Origin of the sequence: Bacteroides sp. 11BF, from assembly GCF_019633765.1 — a bacterium.
GTDB classification, from domain to species: Bacteria; Bacteroidota; Bacteroidia; order Bacteroidales; family Bacteroidaceae; genus Bacteroides; species Bacteroides hominis.
In genome coordinates, this window is the sequence record NZ_JAFKPJ010000011.1 from 72,764 (window position 1) to 90,888 (window position 18,125).

Consider the following 18,125-nt stretch of genomic DNA (forward strand, 5'->3'; position numbering starts at 1 on the left):
AAAAAGTAAGATTTCTATCTTCAAAAGCTTTGTTTTAACACAGAGTTAAAGCTTGTTCTTTGGATGTGAATAACAAGTTCTTTAAATGCAAAAGCCTTATTATTTGCGCATAAGAACCTGACAAACTGCAAAAGGCGTTAACAATGTTAATTGAAGAAAGGGATAAGGATGAAGATACCGGTTCAGACGGCGCAAATTCACTTCCGAAACTTGAGTTATCTTATTCAGCCGGTGTCTATTTTTTCTTATTAAAGCAAGCAAAAAGGACAATTATCAACTTGAAAATAAAGAAATAAAGAATTTACCACCAAATTTGGAGAAGAACCGTTTTAAAGGAAAGAAACACATGGGAATTTATGAACGTAAAGTTGATATGGTAGAACCATTAAAAGCTGTCCTTATCTCCACTCCTATGGGAGGACTAAACAAAGGAAAAGGTAGAAGATAGATAGCTGTGTCTTGGCATGTTACTCAAAAGAAAGGATTAGTCAACAAACTGAAGTGGAATGGGACACCAATAATACCAAAACAAGACAAAAAATGCATTGAATTGCAAGACTGTTCTGAACGAAACTCCATACAGTCTTTTTTGCTTATATGACATAAGGATCTCATCCTTTTACAAAATCACTTTACATGATAAATGATGGACTTAAGATAGAAAAACGTATTCATATAAGACGGAAGGTACAAAATTTAAAAAGTAACCAATATATAACATTCATTAGTTCAGTTAGTTAAAATACATGAATGTTACGCATGGATTGGTCGCACGGGTTACTAATAATTGGTCGCATATTATGCACACCATTTTTAAAAGTGTAGCAAAGGTAAGAACATAAAAAAAGCACTAATATATTGAATATCAGTGCTAAATATTTATTCTCAATTCTCCTTTGCGGTGCGTACGGGACTCGAACCCGTGACCCCATGCGTGACAGGCATGTATTCTAACCAACTGAACTAACGCACCAGAATTTCATTTCTTAATCGCTATCTCTCTCGATTGCGGTTGCAAAGGTAGATATTTATTTTATATCTGCAATAGCTAAGAAAGATTTTTTTTCATCTTTCTTATTCATTTGTTGATTATAAGTAGATTATACCTATCTTTGTGACACAAATTATAAAGCAATAAAAAGAAACATGAAAGATACACCTATCAAACGGCATCTTATTGATGAAACTATCGAAGAATTTCAAATAGCCGACTTCTCAAAAGCAACCATCCGTGAAGTAAAAGCCATAGCAGCGAAAGCAGAAGCAACATCCGGAGTTGAATTTATAAAAATGGAAATGGGAGTACCAGGTCTTCCCCCCTCTTCTGTAGGAGTGAAGGCCGAAATAGAAGCACTGCAAAACGGAATAGCAAGTTTATATCCTGATATTAATGGATTGCCGGAACTAAAACAGGAAGCATCAAAATTCATAAAAGCATTTATCAATATAGATCTCAAACCGGAAGGTTGTGTACCTGTCACAGGATCTATGCAGGGTACTTTCGCATCTTTCCTGACTTGCAGTCAATGCGACGAAAAGAAAGATACAATTTTATTCATAGATCCCGGTTTTCCGGTACAAAAACAACAATTAGTTGTTATGGGGCAGAAATACGAAACATTTGATGTTTACGACTACCGAGGAGACAAATTAAAAGAGAAACTTGAAAGCTATCTGAAAAAAGGAAATATTTCAGCTATCATATATTCGAATCCCAATAATCCAAGCTGGATTTGTTTGAAAGATGAAGAGCTGAAGATTATCGGTGAATTAGCGACCCAATACGATGTGATTATCCTTGAAGACCTGGCATATTTTGCTATGGACTTCCGTCAAGATCTAAGCAATCCATATCACGCACCTTACCAACCTTCGGTAGCACACTACACAGACAACTATATTCTACTTATATCCGGTTCTAAAGCATTCAGTTATGCAGGACAACGTATCGGTGTCAGCTGTATCTCTGATAAATTATATCATCGCCATTATCCCGGATTCGACAAACGCTACGGAGGCGGCACTTTTGGTACTGTATTTATCCATCGTGTACTGTATGCTCTCTCGTCAGGAACCAGTCATTCGGCACAATTCGCTATGGCAGCTATGCTGAAAGCAGCCAATGAAGGTAAATACAATTTCCTAAATGAAGTGAAGATATATGGTGAACGTGCCCGTAAGTTAAAAGAGATATTCTTACGCTACGGCTTCCATTTGGTATACGATAAAGATCTTGAAGATCCTGTTGCCGACGGTTTTTATTTCACCATTGGCTATCCGGGAATGACCGGTGGAGAGTTAGCTAAAGAATTGATGTACTATGGAGTGAGTGCAATTTCTTTAGTTACCACAGGAAGCCATCAACAGGGATTGCGTGCATGCACTTCTTTCATTAAAGAGCACCAATATACTCAGTTGGATGAAAGAATGAAATTATTTGCCGAGAACCATCCTATATCTTAAAAAGAGCACACTAAATCGAAAAAAAGAGGAATATTGTTTGTTCGTGTAAAATAAATCTTTAAATTAGGGGCATGAACATCAATTCCGACATATTTAAGATCCAATCGAATAACGTAATGCCATCGAGAGGAAAGATTCTGATATCAGAACCTTTCCTCCACGACGTAACCTTCGGAAGGTCAGTAGTATTACTTGTCGATCATACTGAGGAAGGAAGCATGGGATTGATTATAAATAAACAACTCCCATTGATGCTCAATGATATTATTAAAGAATTTAAATATATAGAAGATATTCCGCTACACAAAGGTGGTCCTATCGGAACCGATACCCTATTCTATTTACATACTCTACGCGAAATTCCCGGAACCCTTCCGATCAATAATGGATTATACCTCAATGGAGATTTCGATGCTATCAAAAGATACATTTTACAAGGAAATCCTGTAAAAGGAAAGATACGCTTTTTTCTCGGATACTCCGGTTGGGAGTGCGAACAGCTAATTCAGGAAATAAAAGAGAATACCTGGATTATTTCAAAAGAAGAAAACACCTATTTAATGAATGAAGATATAAAAGGCATGTGGAAAGAAGCTTTAGGGAAATTGGGTAGCAAGTATGAAACTTGGTCCCGCTTCCCACAAGTTCCTTCTCTAAACTAAAATTACCGCTTAGGATTCATACATTGCACAAGTACTGCATCTTTATAACCTTCGTGTGTCAACAGCCAATCTTTCAATACCCCACATTGGGTAAATCCACAAGAAGTAAACAATCGTAAACTGGCCTCATTATCTATAGCTATATGGGCATACAATTGTTTCACAAATAAAAAATTAAAAGCATATTCACAAAGCAGCTTCAATGCATCGGCAGCATACCCCTCCTGTCTATAATTCCTATGAACGGCAATTCCGACTGCTCCCCTTGAATGCAAGGGCACAAAATCAGTTATATCAACTGTTCCCAAAGCACGATTGTCATTCCGGCGCATAATCATCAACCTCAGCTGTTTATCAGCAAACATGTCGCTCTGCGAACCTTCAATGTATTGTTTCAGCACAAAACGAGAATACGGAACTGTAAAACTACTGATATCCCACATGGAAGGATCATTTTCCATTTCGTACATGATATCCAAATCCTCCGGTTCCACTGCACGGAGGTATATTCGCTCATTGGTTAAGAAAGATTGTTTCATCATTTATTCTTTGTTGATATGTAGCTCGGCACGTAATCTTTTCTCTCCCGGAAGACAGAAAAAGGAGGCCGTCAGACCTATAAGTGCACATAGCGCACCTGTACTACTAAGTGTAAAGTAGTAACCTGCCAGATTAAACACCACTACAAATTCCAGTAAAGCCAGCCGAACAGCACTCCAAAGCATATAGCGGATCAATGCGACCGGAAACGTCAGTTGATCTATTTTCTTTGTCAAAACAAAACTGAATAATTTAAGAGAAAGTGGTATACAGACAGCGGTTATCAAAATACCGATTGTTTCAAAAACATAAACGGCCCTTACATTGTCTGCTTTTATTCCAACAGGCAACACACCAGCTTCTCCAAGCAGTACCAACAGTAACGGAATGATCCAAAAAGAAATATACTGTATCTTCTGGCTTTTCACAACGCGTTTTATTTGTTCTTCCATTTATTATATATAATGATTATCAATTACAGTAATTCCATTTTAAACGGTTCCGGTAAACGTTGTGCGGTTCACGATACTTCTACCTAATGTTATCTCATCAGTGTATTCCAACTCGTCACCAATAGATACCCCGCGGGCAAGCACACTCAGTTTGACACCCATTTTCTCAAGTTTACGGTAAATATAAAAATTTGTAGTATCCCCTTCCATGGTTGTGCTGAGAGCAAGAATGACTTCATTTATTCCGCCTTCGGCTACCCGACGCACCAGGCTTTCTATCTGCAAATCGCCCGGCCCCACCCCATCCATAGGTGAAATTACACCACCCAAAACATGGTATAGCCCACGATATTGCTGAGTAGCCTCTACAGCCATCACATCCCGTATATTCTCTACGACACAAACCATAGACGCATCTCGCTGCGGATTTGCGCAGATCTGACAAGTCTCTGTATCAGATATATTATGACACACCTTGCAATATTTCACCTCATGCTTTAAAGTTATAATAGAGCTTCCGAAAGCTTCTACCACAGATGTATCCTGACGCAATAAATGAAGCACCAGTCTCATAGCTGTTTTCCGTCCGATACCCGGCAATTTAGAAAATTCTCCGACGGCTTTTTCAAGCAACGTCGATGGATATTGTTGATTCATATACAAACAAGTATATCTATTTAATTTTCAATAAAGTATATATCAATACGCATAGAAGCGACAGATTTAATATAAAAGCACTTCAACTCTCCCATAAAGATATTGTATACTTAATGAAGCACAAAGATACGCATATTTTATAAATGGCAAATCTGCCACTGATAAAATAGGAAACTTATTCAATCGGCATGTTCATTTCTTCTATTACAATTTCCGAGACAACCTATCATTACGGAACTATAAAAACAGCTCAGAATAACGCTCACAGACACATACCGCAATCAGGTTCGACACCGCCGAACTATCATTTTCAAGTATCAGATGATGAAAATTAATCTCAAATATTCCTAAATGTTCAGATCATATTTCTTAGGACATGAACAAGTGCGGTTCCCGATGGCTACCTCTTATACATTGAACAACCAACGGCACATTTTTGTTATTATAGCTAAATAACTAAAATTATGAACTTACAAAAGACTACTTTCTATCTATTCACCCTCATTAGTTTAGTGCTTACATCCTGTAGCAGCGATGATGAAAACAAAAATGATACGCAGGTATTAGTCACTGTGATCAGTGCTGATGACAAACCCCTGTCTAACGAAATCGTCCAAATGTTCGATGAAAAAACTTATGAAGAGTTCAAAAAGGATAATCGAACGACTCCTACAGCATATGCATTAACCAACTCTAAAGGAGTGGCCACTTTCATTTTTACTTATGATGAGTGGTTCGAGTCAAGTAAAGACAGATTCTTTACTTTCGCCGTTCAATATGGCAGTGGTACGGAGAACTATGAAATATGGTCTTCGGGACGTACCATACGTTCGGGCTCAGTTACACAAATAGAGTTGAAGTTAAAACCTTTGTAAACGGAAAGCGGTTTTATAAGCGGTTCCAGGTTATAATCTCACGGAATTACTTTTAAAACCGCTTTTTAGATTTTATCTTCAGCAAATTCCTTTTTTCACAAATATCAAACAGATCAGAATGAAAGCCGCATATTTTTAACCAGTATTTAAAAACTCCTATGCCCATCCGCCAATTCATAGCTATTCTGAAATGAACTGAGTTTTGGCTCGTTTGTGCCGGGCATTCCTTCGTCATTTTGAGAACGAAAATAAAAAATTATCTTTGCTCCCTAAAATACAAAAACAATGCAGAATATCATTATTACATTTATCGTCTTTTTTACACTCAGATTGTTGTCCTTGGCCTATTCCATTCGTAACGAAAAACGTCTCCTGAAAAACGGAGCTGTACAATATGGTAAAGTTAATTCGTTATTACTGACATTAGCGCATGTCGCTTACTATTTATCCGCCCTTTATGAAGCGTATATTTCGGGAACTACCTTCAACTGTTTCTCCGTGTGTGGTGTTCTTGTAATGGGCTTTGCCTATGCTATGTTATTCTATGTCATCTATAAACTACACGATGTATGGACAGTGAAACTTTATATTGTTCCCAGTCAACGCATTGAAAAGAGCTTCCTTTTCAGGACGGTGCGACATCCCAATTACTATCTGAATATCATACCTGAGCTAATTGGAGTTGGTTTACTCTGTAATGCCTGGTACACGCTATTTATCGGGCTACCGATTTATGTATGCTTGCTGGCTGTACGTATCCGACAAGAAGAGAAGGTGATGAAAAAACTACTGGAAAACTAAATCCATTTCACCACAGACTACACGGATGAGCACAGATTCTTTAATCTTATTCTCAACGAAATTAATTATCAATCCGTGTAATCTGTGGTGAAATCAGAACCATTACAAATCTGAACTGAATCAGCTCCCACTTCTCACCGCTCCCAAACTGCCTCAAACAGAAACTTTCTATCCGTAACCAGTATTTGAATCGTTCTTTATCCATTATTATTTCTAAATTTGTCGGACTAATTTATAAAGCACCCCAGTCATAATGAAAACTATATCAAGAAGCGTTACCGTTCTCGCGCTATTGGCCAGCATTATTCCTGTCTATGCCGTCATGGGCATCGTATTAGATCCCAATGGCGATGGAAATCTGTTAATAACACTCGGCACCCTGACACCTATATTGGGTGGCCTTTTGATGGGTATCGTGAAGCTCGTGAAGAAATCACCAAAGGCTGCCACTATTTATTCTATAATAAGCCTCTCAGTTTCGGCAGTTGTTTATGCCGTCATATTGACATAAATATGGTTATTCATCATTTGCTTATCAATCGTTAATATCTAAATAAACGCAGCATAGGCGGGTGTTTCAACTGTTACAAGAGGGTGTGTTTACCTGCAACAGAGCGGTGCGGGTGATTACCAAACTTTTATTATTTATTCGTCTATAAATATTGCTGATCCATATATAAAATTCCATTATAGACCCGTAGAGATAAATATCAAATTTTAATTAGCAATCATCGTTTACAAAATAAGTGTTACCTTTGTACCCGTTATGATGATACTTGTCACTATTGTATGTTACTTTGCCATTCTCTTGCTGATAGCCCGTATCACCGGACGGAAAGGAGGTTCGAATGCAGCGTTTTTCAAAGGAGAAAACCAGTCTCCGTGGTACATCGTTGCTTTCGGAATGATTGGCGCATCCATTTCGGGAGTGACTTTCGTATCTGTACCCGGCATGGTAAAGGCGATGGATATGACGTATATGCAAACTGTATTCGGATTCTTTTTCGGTTACCTGGCAGTTGCCCATATACTCCTCCCACTCTATTATAAACTCAACCTGACCAGCATATACACTTATCTGGATACCCGTATCGGAAAGCGCGCCTACCGTACAGGAGCTTCTTTTTTCCTTCTTTCGCGTATGCTGGGCACAGCTGCAAAACTATACCTCGTCTGTCTGATTCTATATACCTATGTGTTTCGCGACATGGGCATACCATTCTGGAGTATTGCTGCCGGATCGGTAGCCTTAGTCTGGATATACACTCACAAGAGCGGTATTAAAACTATCGTTTGGACAGACACCTTACAGACCTTCTGTCTGATTGCCGCACTGATCTGTATCCTTGTTTTTGTCACAGCAAAACTAAATCTCGACTTCAGCGGAGTCATACAGACAATCAGTAACAATGAACACAGCCGCATTTTTGTATTTGACGACTGGATGTCACGCCAGAATTTCTTCAAGCAGTTTCTGAGCGGGATTTTCATTGTTATCGTTATGACCGGACTCGATCAAGACATGATGCAAAAAAACCTTTCTTGCCGTAGCCTGCGTGACGCACAGAAAAATATGTATTGTTATGGCTTCGCATTCGCCCCGCTCAACCTGCTGTTCCTCGGCCTTGGCATTTTATTACTGGTCCTTGCTCAGGAGATGCAGCTGGAACTTCCGGCAACCGGTGACGATATCCTGCCTATGTTTGCTACTCAAGGGTATCTGGGAGAAGGAGTGCTGATTCTATTCACAATCGGTATCATTGCCGCCGCCTTTAGTAATTCGGATTCGGCTTTGACCGCCATGACAACGAGCTTTTGCATCGATCTGCTCGACACAGGGAAAGACACAGAAGGAATAGCCCGTAAAAAACGAAACCGGGTACACATCGGGCTCTCTATTCTGCTTGTTTTCTTTATCTGCCTTGTCGATGCATTGAACAATCAAAGTGTTATTGATGCCATTTACATCATAGCTTCCTATACGTATGGCCCTCTTTTGGGAATGTTTGCTTTCGGTTTGTTTACCCGACGGCAAACAAACGATCGGTACATACCGTTTATTGCGATAGTTTCACCGCTGATATGTTACGCAGCCGATAGGCTTGCCCGTCAGGAAACCGGCTATCAGTTTGGTTATGAATTACTGATGCTGAACGGTATGCTTACTTTTGCAGGGATGTGGATCGCATCAAGAAAAACAACTAAAAAATGAATTTAAAAACTAACAAGAAATATGGAAATAACCAATGCTGAGTTTGTAATTAGTAACACGGACGTGAAAAAATGTCCTGCAGGCACCTTTCCCGAATACGCCTTTATCGGCCGATCCAATGTGGGCAAATCCAGCCTCATCAATATGCTGACCGCCCGAAAGGGACTGGCCATGACTTCCGCCACTCCCGGTAAGACAATGCTTATCAACCATTTTCTGATCAATAACAGTTGGTATCTGGTTGACCTCCCCGGATACGGATATGCCAGACGAGGCCAGAAAGGACAGGAGCAAATACGCACTATCATCGAAGACTATATCCTCGAGCGGGAACAGATGACCAATCTTTTCGTATTGATAGACAGTCGGTTGGAGCCCCAGAAAATAGATATAGAGTTCATGGAATGGTTGGGTGAGAACGGAATCCCCTTTTCCATTATCTTCACCAAAGCAGACAAGCTAAAAGGAGGACGACTCAAAATGAATATCAACGCATATCTGAAGGAGTTACGGAAACAGTGGGAAGAACTCCCCCCCTACTTCATCACTTCATCGGAAGAATGCCTTGGTAGAACAGAAGTATTAAATTACATCGAATCAATTAACAAAGAACTTTATTCAAAGTAAAAACAGAGATATCAAAATGAAAAGAGAACTATTATCATTGGCAGTTCTTGCCACACTGCTGCTTGTACCGGCCACAGGTCGTGCACAATCCATTAAAGATCTATTCAACAAAGACAATATTTCCAAAGTGGTCAATGCGGTCACCGGGCATACCGAAACAGTGGATATGACCGGAACCTGGCGTTATACCGGCTCCGCCATTGAATTCGAATCGGAAAATCTGCTGAAAAAAGCCGGAGGAACGGTTGCCGCTTCCGCTGCCGAACAAAAACTGGATGAACAATTAGCCAAACTCGGCATAAAAGAAGGGCAACTGAGCTTTACGTTCAACACAGACAGTACTTTTGTCAGCACTTTAGGCAAACGCAAGCTGAACGGTACCTACTCTTATAACCCCACAACCGGCATGCTCCAGTTGAAGTACATGAAATTGATCCCCATGAACGCAAAAGTCAATTATACGACCCAGCAAATGGATCTTCTGTTTGAAGCAGATAAGTTACTGAAATTAATCACTTTCTTATCCAGTAAAAGCAGCAGTGCCACTCTCAAGGCCATCAGTTCATTGGCAGACAGCTATGACGGCATGATGCTTGGATATGAACTGAAACGATGAGAGCTCTTGAATGATGGACGGTAAACAACGATCAACGATGAATAAAGTAATTAGCGAGTAAAATAGGTTATCATAATTCTCTCTGTTAATCACATTATTCATCGTTGATCGCTTATTGCTTATCATTCAAAAACCTTCATCGTTTGCTTTCCGTCAAAATACACCCATCCATCATCCTCACAATACGGTTGGCCTCCCGCGCATTCTCTTCCGAGTGGGTCACCATTACAATAGTTGCCCCATCCTTATTCAACTCTTTCAACAAGACCATCACCTCATTACCATTGGTAGAATCAAGATTACCTGTCGGCTCGTCCGCTAATATAATCCGCGGATTCGTCACAATGGCCCGGGCTATAGCTACACGCTGCTGCTGACCTCCGGATAGTTGTTGAGGATAATGTTCCGCACGATGGGCAATCTGCATTCTTTCCAACGCCTTGTTCACACGTTCCACACGTTCACGAACCGGTACTCCGGCATACAGCAATGGTAATTCCACATTTTCAAACACAGTCAGCTCGTCTATCAGATTAAAACTCTGGAAGACAAAACCAATATTCCCGTTCCGCATATCCGTCCGATCGTTTTCCGAGTAGCGGGAAACCTCTTTGTCAATGAACCACAGCTGCCCCGAAGTAGGATTGTCCAGCAAGCCCAACATATTCAGCAAAGTTGATTTTCCACATCCCGAAGGCCCCATGATTGCTACAAATTCTCCTTCTGATATTTCGATGCTAATTTCGTTCAATGCGGTAGTCTGCACACTTTCTGTACGGAATATCTTTGTCAATCCAATTGCTTTTATCATAATCTTTCAGTTTTTTTATTATTCATATCTCAATGACTTTACCGGATTTTGTGAAGCCGTCCGCCAAGTCTGGCCAATCACCGTAAGCAAGGTGATGCCGGCTATAATCAGTCCCACCAACGGAAACAGCCACCAGCTGATCGCTGTTTGATAGGCAAAATCGCTCAACCAATAGTACATCAGGAGATAGCCCGACGGACAAGCAATCACAAAGGCAATGCCCACCCATTTCAGATATTCCAGACAGAACATCTTTACAATCCGATCCGAATGGGCACCATTCACTTTACGGATACCGATCTCTTTAGTACGCTGCCGGGTAGAGAGTGAAACCAGCCCGAACACTCCCATCATGGCTATAACAATAGCAAGTACGGTAAACGAAAACAGCATCCGGCCTTGTTGTCGCTCTTTCTCGTAATTCCGATTCAAAGCATCTGAAAAAAACTGATACTTAAACTCCTTGACAAACAGGGGAGCCATCTCCTCAAACTTCTTTTGAATAAACGCCAAAGTTTCCTGCTTATGCTCCGGAGAGATCTTAATGTGTATATTCACCAGACATTCCGGACTGTACATCAGGTATGCCGGTTTAATTTTTTCACGCAACGATTGAAAATTAAAATCCTGCACAACGCCCACAATACGTTTCTTAAAACTCCCCACACCAAAACCTCCGCTAATCTCCATACCCACGGGATCAGACACATTCATTGCCTTCCAGGCTGTTTCATTAATAATTATCGGAAAATCATACGCTCCACTAAAATAAGCTCCGGCATCTGCCTTTAAAATCTCTCCTCTCAGAAGTTTCAGTCCGAAGGTATTCACAAAATTGCCATCAGCCCAGATACACATCATCCGCAGTGAATCGACCTTTCCTTCCGAATCCGTCCACTGCAATACATCACCCTGCCCCTTGCTATCTTCCATATAATCGGCAATTTCAGCCCCCATCGAAACACTGAGGATATTCGGATTCTTTAGAATTTCTTGTCGGAATCCATCAACGTTATACCATAAACTCGTATAGACAGAAACTATATTCTCTCTATTCAGACCTAAATCTTTATTCTGTAAATAATTCAATTGTTTGAATACAATGCCGGTATACAACAGCAGCGTGATGGCAATAACAAACTGTACGCAAAGCAGACCGCGTATCAGGCCTCCCTTTTTTCCCGACTTTTGTCCTCCTTTGAAAGCCATCAGCGGATTTATGGCCGAGAGATAAAATGCCGGATAACTGCCGGAAAGACATCCCACACCGACAATTCCCACAACAATATAGGCCAATACACTCCAGCTGAATTGCAGGGTAATATCTTTACCCATCATCTGATTGAAGAGTGGTAAAAGCAGTTCTGTCAGGGCTAATGCCAACACCAGTGAAATGAACGCCTGCACCAGACTTTCGGAAAGAAACTGCACAATCAGTGTTTTACGCTTGGCACCGGTCACTTTCCTCACTCCTATCTCTTTATAACGTAACGCTGCCCGGGCTGTAGAAAGGGTAGTGAAATTAAATGCCCCCATAAAAACAATCAATACGGCCAAAGCTATAAACAGGAAAATGGAAGTCATATTGCCGTGATTCCGGACAGATACATCTACAAAGTCGGTCTTTAAATGTATATCATTCAAGGGCTGAAACCGTAGTAAACGTTCTGCATGGACACGGTTACTCAACAAACGACTCATTTGGTTCCTGTCTGCATCGGACATCGACGAACCGGAACGCATTTTCACGTAGACATTCGCTTCTCTGCGATCCCAGTCTGTGCCGCTCCGGTAGATGCATACATTCTCGTTCATCTTATCAAATAATGCCTGTCCGACGACAGCATCAAATTGCAGATGACTCTTACGGGGCACTTTTACCACCCCGACTACCGTAAGGCTGTACTCAGTATCCATACCTCCGGTATATATCAGCTGTTGTCCGATTGCCGAAGCTGTACCAAAGAACTTTCGGGCCATTTTCTCGGAAAGTACTATATGGTTGAAGCCCGATTTGAGTTTGGAAGGATCACCTTCTGCCACTTTGAAGGGAAACATATCAAAAAATGTCGTATCGACACATATCATATCGGCAGAAAGATTCCGGTCCTTCAAGCACAAAGACCTTAACTCCCTGGCTTTAACGTATGTAGCCTGTTCCACCTGAGGGAACTCTTTACGAAAAGCTTCGGCCAAGGGTATGGCTGTAAAAGGGCTTTCCACTATTTCCCCACTCTCAGTACAATTGGCTTCAATCACCCGGAATATCCTCCCTGCATCCGGATTATAATCTTCAAATGTCAATTCATCCACTACCCACAAATAAATCAGGAATGCAGCTGCCATGCCCAATACAAATCCCAACATATTAATGGTAGAAAACAGGAAGCTCCGTTTTATCAACCGAAGAGCTACTTTTAAATAATGGCTTATCATATTTACCTATTTAATAATTAACCAGATATTATCAGTCTTACTCAACTTCTCCACTTGCCCATTTTCCCGCATCTGGGCCGGATACAACTCTAACAAAGAACTTTTAGAGAAAAACTGGGCCGGATTGCCTTCTATACTCCGGTTGGGCCAAAAAGGTAAACTTTCCGGCAAATCGGCAATGATAAGCGGCTGCTCCGGATTCACTTTATCAGACACCACAGGCAAGGAGAAAAACTCTCCGCTCCGCTTGTCATACACCAGAGAATAAAGTTTCACACTCCTGTTTTTACGGGCATTTATGCTATCATATCCTTTATCGATGCTTAAGAAAAGGAAGCGATCCGTATCAACGCACGAAGTGAGGAAATAAGAGTTACCCACATCAGCCCCACCGGCCACCCGGGCCCCTGTCAGATGGGGCAATGAACCGAAATCGAGTTTATAGGCAACTTCCAGAGTCGAAGCATTTTTTATTCTGTATATCTTACCGCCATACGCATGGTAGAACATGGTGTTGCCTTGATAATAGTAAACGATATCCCCTTCAGCCTCAAAAAGCCGGGCCTTGTACCGCTCGTTATCCCCCAATACGAAATGGCAAAGCGTATCACCTTTCAATCCCATCGTATAAAGTTCATCCGAACAACTGACACGCATTCCATAACCGTCGGGCATGGAAAAAAGATAATTTCTGTCTATCGGGAGCTTACTGCGGATAGACTTTAACTCTACCGGCTGAGGAGATGCCAGCAACTCTGCCCAGGAAGTAACCACTAAATGCGCTTTGCCCGTCTTCATATTCCGGCATGTAAATCGCAATTGCTCCTTGGCAGGATCATAATAAAAATCTCTCAGGAAATATCCTCCTTCAACTTTCACTGAACCACCTCCGCTGTGAATAACCTTTAAATCCGAACGAACCAGCATTTTCTTTTTCTCAAAATCTCGGTCCAGCAACCAAAGTCCGTCTTCGGCAAACACCAGAAAGTCATCATCAATCCTAATCAATGAGCTCCCATCACATCGGGGTTCCATCTTTTTATAATTCACCTCCTTCCCCAAATCACTGAGCCGGAAAGGACGGACATTCTTCAACGCCGATTCAACATTCAGCACAATCGCACCTTCAGTCATGATCCGGGGCTGATATTTGATACCCGGAGGAGCCTGATAATCTTCCGCAAACTCCGATGGTGCGCTTTCTTCAACCGGAGAATCCTTTTGAGTTCTGTCTTTGACAAATTCTTTTTTCAGTTCTTCCTTACTGACTCCCGGATTCTTACTGCCACAAGCTGACAAGCAGATAATCCCTGCCAGAAACAAACTTTCAATGTAACAACATCTTCTCTTCATACCGTTCTTCTTATTTCCTGTTCATACTCCGATGCCCTAATGCCATGCGTTATTTTAATAAGATAATGACAAGAAGCATACCAAATAAGCACTCCCTTATTTATCAGCCGATTGACGCAAACAGCAAACCGGTATTTTGCACGATACCGTGCACTTTTTGTACGATATCGTACACCGCTTATTCAAACATATTCCCTATCTTTGTCGCTATACAAGACATCCGACTATGACACTAAAGCGAGGAAGAATACTGATTGCGGACGACAATGAAGACATCCTCTTCACGTTGAAAATGTTGTTGCGTCCCATTGCGGAAACAATAACCGTCACCACCGACCCGCGGGAATTGTTGCCGATTCTCTCACGTACCCATCACGACGTAATACTGCTGGATATGAACTTCCGCAGCGATGCCGTAAGCGGACGTGAAGGTTTCCGATGGCTGGAAGAGATTCTGAAACTCGATCCCAAGGCCGTAGTAATATTTATCACCGCATACGCCGATACGGAAAAAGCCGTACAGGCCATCAAGCAGGGAGCCACCGATTTTATAGCCAAGCCCTGGCAGAATGACAAGATGATAGCTACGGTATCTGCCGCACTGCAACTCAGTTTCAGCCGCACGGAGGTAGAATCTCTCAAAGAACAGAAAGAGGCTTTGGCAGCGCCCTCGCCCGAACCCACCCGCATTATCGGTGAATCGGCCGCCATGCAAGCCATCTTCCAGACCATCCGTAAATTGGCCGATACGGATGCCAACCTTTTATTGTTGGGCGAGAACGGTACTGGGAAGGATTTGATAGCCCGATATGTATACGAACAGTCGCCCCGCAAAAACGGGATATACGTACCGATCGATTTGGGTAGTATCCCCGAAACACTGTTCGAGAGCGAACTTTTCGGATATGAAAAAGGAGCATTCACGGATGCACGGAAAAACAAACCCGGCAGGCTGGAAGTGGCTTCGGGAGGTACGTTGTTCCTCAACGAAATCGGCAATCTCAGCCTTCCGCTACAAGCCAAACTGCTTTCGGTCATCGAGCAACGGAAGAGTTCCCGACTGGGAGCCACTGCCTCTTACCCGGTAGACGTGCGGCTGATATGTGCCACCAACACCGACCTCTATACGGCTATCGACAACGGACAGTTCCGGCAAGACCTCCTCTACCGCATCAATACCATCGAAATACGCATTCCTCCATTGCGTGAACGGGGAAACGACTTGTTCCTGCTGGCCGACCATTTCTTGCAACATTACCGGAAGAAGTATAAAAAGGAAGTCCGTACCATCTCGAAAGAAGCCCGCAAGCGCATGCAGCTCTATCACTGGCCGGGCAATGTACGCGAACTGGAACACACCATCGAGCGGGCCGTCATTCTCTCAGGAAGTTCCACCCTGACACCCGACGATTTTATGCTCCGTCCCGCCCTGCAGGAACAGCCCTCCGAAAAAGAGAGATACAACCTTGAACGGCAGGAACGGGAAACTATCGACGAAGTACTCCGCCTTTGTGCCGGCAACATCACAGTGGCTGCGGAAATGCTGGGCATCACCCGTACATCGCTGTACAGGCGCATTGAAAAGTACGGATTGTAAGAGTACCAAACAGAAACAACATGAAACAAAAATGGGTGAAACATCCCCTCTTATTAACGGCAGCGTTGCTGTTCTGCTGTTTTATCACCACCTGGCTCGGCATGCACGGGTTTTATATCAGTCTGCTTGTCGCAGGCTGTGTCACCCTTTTCGTGGCTTACACCATTTACCGGTATATCCTCCGTTCCGCACGTGCCATGGCACAACTCATCTGGGCCATTCGTTATTCCGATTTCCTCTCCTTGCCCGCACAGCGAGAAGAGCACCTCCATTCGCTCCCTGCAGAACTTTGGGATGAACTGAACGAAGCCTTGGACTTCTATAAACAGAATCTTCAGAAAAAAGAGAGCCAACTCCAGTATTTTCAGGCTCTGGCCAATCATATCGACCTGTCGGTCCTTGTCTACACCCCTTCCGGAAAGATAGAATGGCTGAACGAAGCTGCCAAAAGATTATTGGGAAAATCCACACTGAAAAGTGTCGAAGATCTGGCCGACTTCCAACCCGAACTTCCTTCGCGGCTCTATTCGCTCAAAGCCGGAGACCTGTCTGTATTGCAGGTGCAAAAGGAAGAAGAAAGAATACAACTCGCACTCTCAGGCATGGAGTTCGTCATACAGGGACGTCCCCTGATCGTAGCAAGCATGAAGAACATACACTCTGTATTGGACAATCAGGAGACGGAAGCCTGGCAAAAGCTGATCCGGGTACTGACGCACGAAATTATGAATTCCATCACTCCGGTCACTTCTTTATCGGAATTGCTGGAACAGCAGATAGGCAACTTCGACGGTGATGCCGAAGAACGGAAAGAAATACTCCAGATGTTGCAGACCATCCGCCGGCGAGGCGACGGACTGATCCGGTTCGTGAACAGCTACAGGGAAGTATCCCATCTCCCACAACCGCTCCTGAAAATATATACAGACCGGGAATTACTGGCAGGGATAGCACAACTGATGCATACAGACCGGGATGACTTGCACCTGGTATTGCCGGACAAGCCCCTGCGTCTTATTATAGACAAGGATCTGATAGAACAAGTACTTATCAACCTGATCAGGAATGCCCGTGAAAACGATGCGACCGACATTCGGCTGTCGACCGGATTAAGCTCCGGCGAACGTCCGTATATAAGGATTGAAGACAATGGGACGGGAATCGAGCAGGAAGTGCTCGAACGTATTTTCGTACCGTTCTTCACTACCAAAACTACCGGTTCGGGTATCGGACTGACCATCTCACGACAAATCATGCACCTGCATCACGGCACCATCACCGCTTCGTCCGAAACAGGTAAAGGCAGTACCTTCACCCTCCTGTTTCCACCCCTTTTTTAAGGAGGGTGTAGCCATCCGGGGCATTGGGTGTAGCCATCCGCACCTTAGGGCTACACCCTATACACCGGATGGCTACACCCTCTCCATCAGACGGTTTTTAATACAATTTCACCGTCATACGACACCATTTATCAAAAAAAGCCTTAACTTTGCCGCCCACGAAACCATAAAAAAAGAAATAGAAAATGAAGAAAATACTATTTTTTATCACTATGATGGTACTGAGCGTCGGTCTTGTCCAGGCTCAAGGTAAAGCAGAAATAAAGTTTGATAAGACAACACACGACTTCGGGACATTCTCTGAAAACAATCCGATTGTCAGTTGCACATTCAAGTTTACGAATATCGGCGATGGCCCGTTGGTCATCCATCAGGCAGTGGCATCATGCGGATGCACCGTACCCGAATATACCCAGGAACCCATCATGCCGGGAAAAACAGGTACAATCAAAGTGACTTACAACGGAACGGATAAATATCCGGGACACTTCAAAAAGTCGATTACCCTGCGTACAAACGCCAAAACAGAGATGATACGTCTTTTTGTGGAAGGCGACATGACGGCCAAAGACGCAAAGTAAGCAAAAATAAATAACAACAAAGAGGAGAATCTTTCGGGATTCTCCTTTTTTTTTGCTTACTTTGAGGCTGTTTTGAAAAACCAACCGTTTGGAAATCCGATA

18 protein-coding genes and 1 tRNA gene are annotated in these 18,125 nt (G+C 42.6%); 12 read left to right on the plus strand and 7 right to left on the minus strand.

Annotation, left to right across the window (positions count from 1 at the left end; genetic code table 11):
* Window positions 1-143 precede the first annotated feature (143 nt).
* Entirely contained in the window at window positions 144-296 is a 153-nt protein-coding gene (locus JZY04_RS12855) for a hypothetical protein (RefSeq protein ID WP_005820048.1), read from the plus strand.
* Between the two features lie 603 nt (window positions 297-899).
* On the opposite strand, the gene JZY04_RS12860 is transcribed toward JZY04_RS12855, so the two are convergent.
* Window positions 900-973, minus strand: a tRNA-Asp gene (locus tag JZY04_RS12860).
* A 173-nt stretch (window positions 974-1,146) separates the two neighbouring features.
* Between JZY04_RS12860 and JZY04_RS12865 the strand changes: the two genes are divergently transcribed.
* Window positions 1,147-2,463, plus strand: coding sequence for a pyridoxal phosphate-dependent aminotransferase (locus JZY04_RS12865; protein WP_005777060.1), 1,317 nt, complete (start codon window positions 1,147-1,149; stop codon window positions 2,461-2,463).
* 71 nt (window positions 2,464-2,534) lie between these two features.
* On the plus strand, window positions 2,535-3,125 hold the full coding sequence (locus JZY04_RS12870; protein ID WP_005777059.1) for a YqgE/AlgH family protein: 591 nt from the start codon (window positions 2,535-2,537) through the stop codon (window positions 3,123-3,125).
* A gap of 2 nt (window positions 3,126-3,127) precedes the next feature.
* Here JZY04_RS12870 and JZY04_RS12875 read toward each other — a convergent pair whose 3' ends face one another.
* Genes JZY04_RS12875 through recR form a run of 3 tightly spaced genes read right to left on the minus strand, consistent with a single transcriptional unit; the run spans window position 3,128 to window position 4,774 of the window.
* The gene (locus JZY04_RS12875; RefSeq protein ID WP_005805429.1) at window positions 3,128-3,664 is read right to left on the minus strand and encodes a GNAT family N-acetyltransferase; all 537 of its coding nucleotides are present in this window, start codon (window positions 3,662-3,664) and stop codon (window positions 3,128-3,130) included.
* A gap of 3 nt (window positions 3,665-3,667) precedes the next feature.
* Window positions 3,668-4,117 carry a hypothetical protein gene (locus JZY04_RS12880; protein ID WP_122143409.1) on the minus strand — a complete coding sequence of 150 codons (450 nt, stop codon included), beginning with the start codon at window positions 4,115-4,117 and terminating at the stop codon, window positions 3,668-3,670.
* A 39-nt stretch (window positions 4,118-4,156) separates the two neighbouring features.
* Window positions 4,157-4,774 (minus strand): recombination mediator RecR, encoded by a 618-nt coding sequence (gene recR, locus JZY04_RS12885; protein ID WP_005787270.1) that lies wholly within the window; start codon window positions 4,772-4,774, stop codon window positions 4,157-4,159.
* A 464-nt stretch (window positions 4,775-5,238) separates the two neighbouring features.
* Between recR and JZY04_RS12890 the strand changes: the two genes are divergently transcribed.
* The 6 genes from JZY04_RS12890 (at window position 5,239) to JZY04_RS12915 (ending at window position 9,905) form a co-directional block, all read left to right on the plus strand.
* Complete coding sequence (locus JZY04_RS12890) at window positions 5,239-5,649, plus strand: hypothetical protein (RefSeq protein WP_005777052.1); 411 nt, start codon at window positions 5,239-5,241, stop codon at window positions 5,647-5,649.
* A 285-nt stretch (window positions 5,650-5,934) separates the two neighbouring features.
* Complete coding sequence (locus JZY04_RS12895; protein ID WP_122143410.1) at window positions 5,935-6,450, plus strand: isoprenylcysteine carboxyl methyltransferase family protein; 516 nt, start codon at window positions 5,935-5,937, stop codon at window positions 6,448-6,450.
* Between the two features lie 253 nt (window positions 6,451-6,703).
* Entirely contained in the window at window positions 6,704-6,961 is a 258-nt protein-coding gene (locus tag JZY04_RS12900) for a hypothetical protein (RefSeq protein WP_122143411.1), read from the plus strand.
* 255 nt (window positions 6,962-7,216) lie between these two features.
* On the plus strand, window positions 7,217-8,662 hold the full coding sequence (locus JZY04_RS12905) for a sodium:solute symporter (RefSeq protein WP_044300118.1): 1,446 nt from the start codon (window positions 7,217-7,219) through the stop codon (window positions 8,660-8,662).
* Window positions 8,663-8,683: 21 nt separating this feature from the next.
* Window positions 8,684-9,289, plus strand: a complete 606-nt coding sequence (gene yihA / locus JZY04_RS12910) for a ribosome biogenesis GTP-binding protein YihA/YsxC (RefSeq protein ID WP_005777046.1) — start codon at window positions 8,684-8,686, stop codon at window positions 9,287-9,289.
* A 16-nt stretch (window positions 9,290-9,305) separates the two neighbouring features.
* Window positions 9,306-9,905, plus strand: a complete 600-nt coding sequence (locus JZY04_RS12915) for a DUF4923 family protein (RefSeq protein ID WP_005777045.1) — start codon at window positions 9,306-9,308, stop codon at window positions 9,903-9,905.
* A gap of 136 nt (window positions 9,906-10,041) precedes the next feature.
* On the opposite strand, the gene JZY04_RS12920 is transcribed toward JZY04_RS12915, so the two are convergent.
* The 3 genes from JZY04_RS12920 to JZY04_RS12930 are packed head-to-tail and all read right to left on the minus strand — an operon-like array spanning window position 10,042 to window position 14,505.
* Entirely contained in the window at window positions 10,042-10,716 is a 675-nt protein-coding gene (locus JZY04_RS12920; RefSeq protein WP_122143412.1) for an ABC transporter ATP-binding protein, read from the minus strand.
* Between the two features lie 18 nt (window positions 10,717-10,734).
* Window positions 10,735-13,152: an ABC transporter permease gene (locus JZY04_RS12925; RefSeq protein WP_122143413.1), complete on the minus strand. Its 2,418-nt coding sequence runs from the start codon at window positions 13,150-13,152 to the stop codon at window positions 10,735-10,737.
* Between the two features lie 6 nt (window positions 13,153-13,158).
* On the minus strand, window positions 13,159-14,505 hold the full coding sequence (locus JZY04_RS12930; protein WP_122143414.1) for a DUF4933 domain-containing protein: 1,347 nt from the start codon (window positions 14,503-14,505) through the stop codon (window positions 13,159-13,161).
* Between the two features lie 226 nt (window positions 14,506-14,731).
* On the opposite strand from JZY04_RS12930, the gene JZY04_RS12935 reads away from it, so the two are divergent.
* The 3 genes from JZY04_RS12935 to JZY04_RS12945 all read left to right on the plus strand — a co-directional run bounded on the left by JZY04_RS12935 (window position 14,732) and on the right by JZY04_RS12945 (window position 18,023).
* Window positions 14,732-16,102 carry a sigma-54 dependent transcriptional regulator gene (locus tag JZY04_RS12935; protein WP_032530860.1) on the plus strand — a complete coding sequence of 457 codons (1,371 nt, stop codon included), beginning with the start codon at window positions 14,732-14,734 and terminating at the stop codon, window positions 16,100-16,102.
* 20 nt (window positions 16,103-16,122) lie between these two features.
* Window positions 16,123-17,442, plus strand: a complete 1,320-nt coding sequence (locus tag JZY04_RS12940) for a PAS domain-containing sensor histidine kinase (RefSeq protein WP_005805410.1) — start codon at window positions 16,123-16,125, stop codon at window positions 17,440-17,442.
* A 185-nt stretch (window positions 17,443-17,627) separates the two neighbouring features.
* Complete coding sequence (locus tag JZY04_RS12945) at window positions 17,628-18,023, plus strand: DUF1573 domain-containing protein (protein ID WP_005777034.1); 396 nt, start codon at window positions 17,628-17,630, stop codon at window positions 18,021-18,023.
* Window positions 18,024-18,125 lie beyond the last annotated feature (102 nt).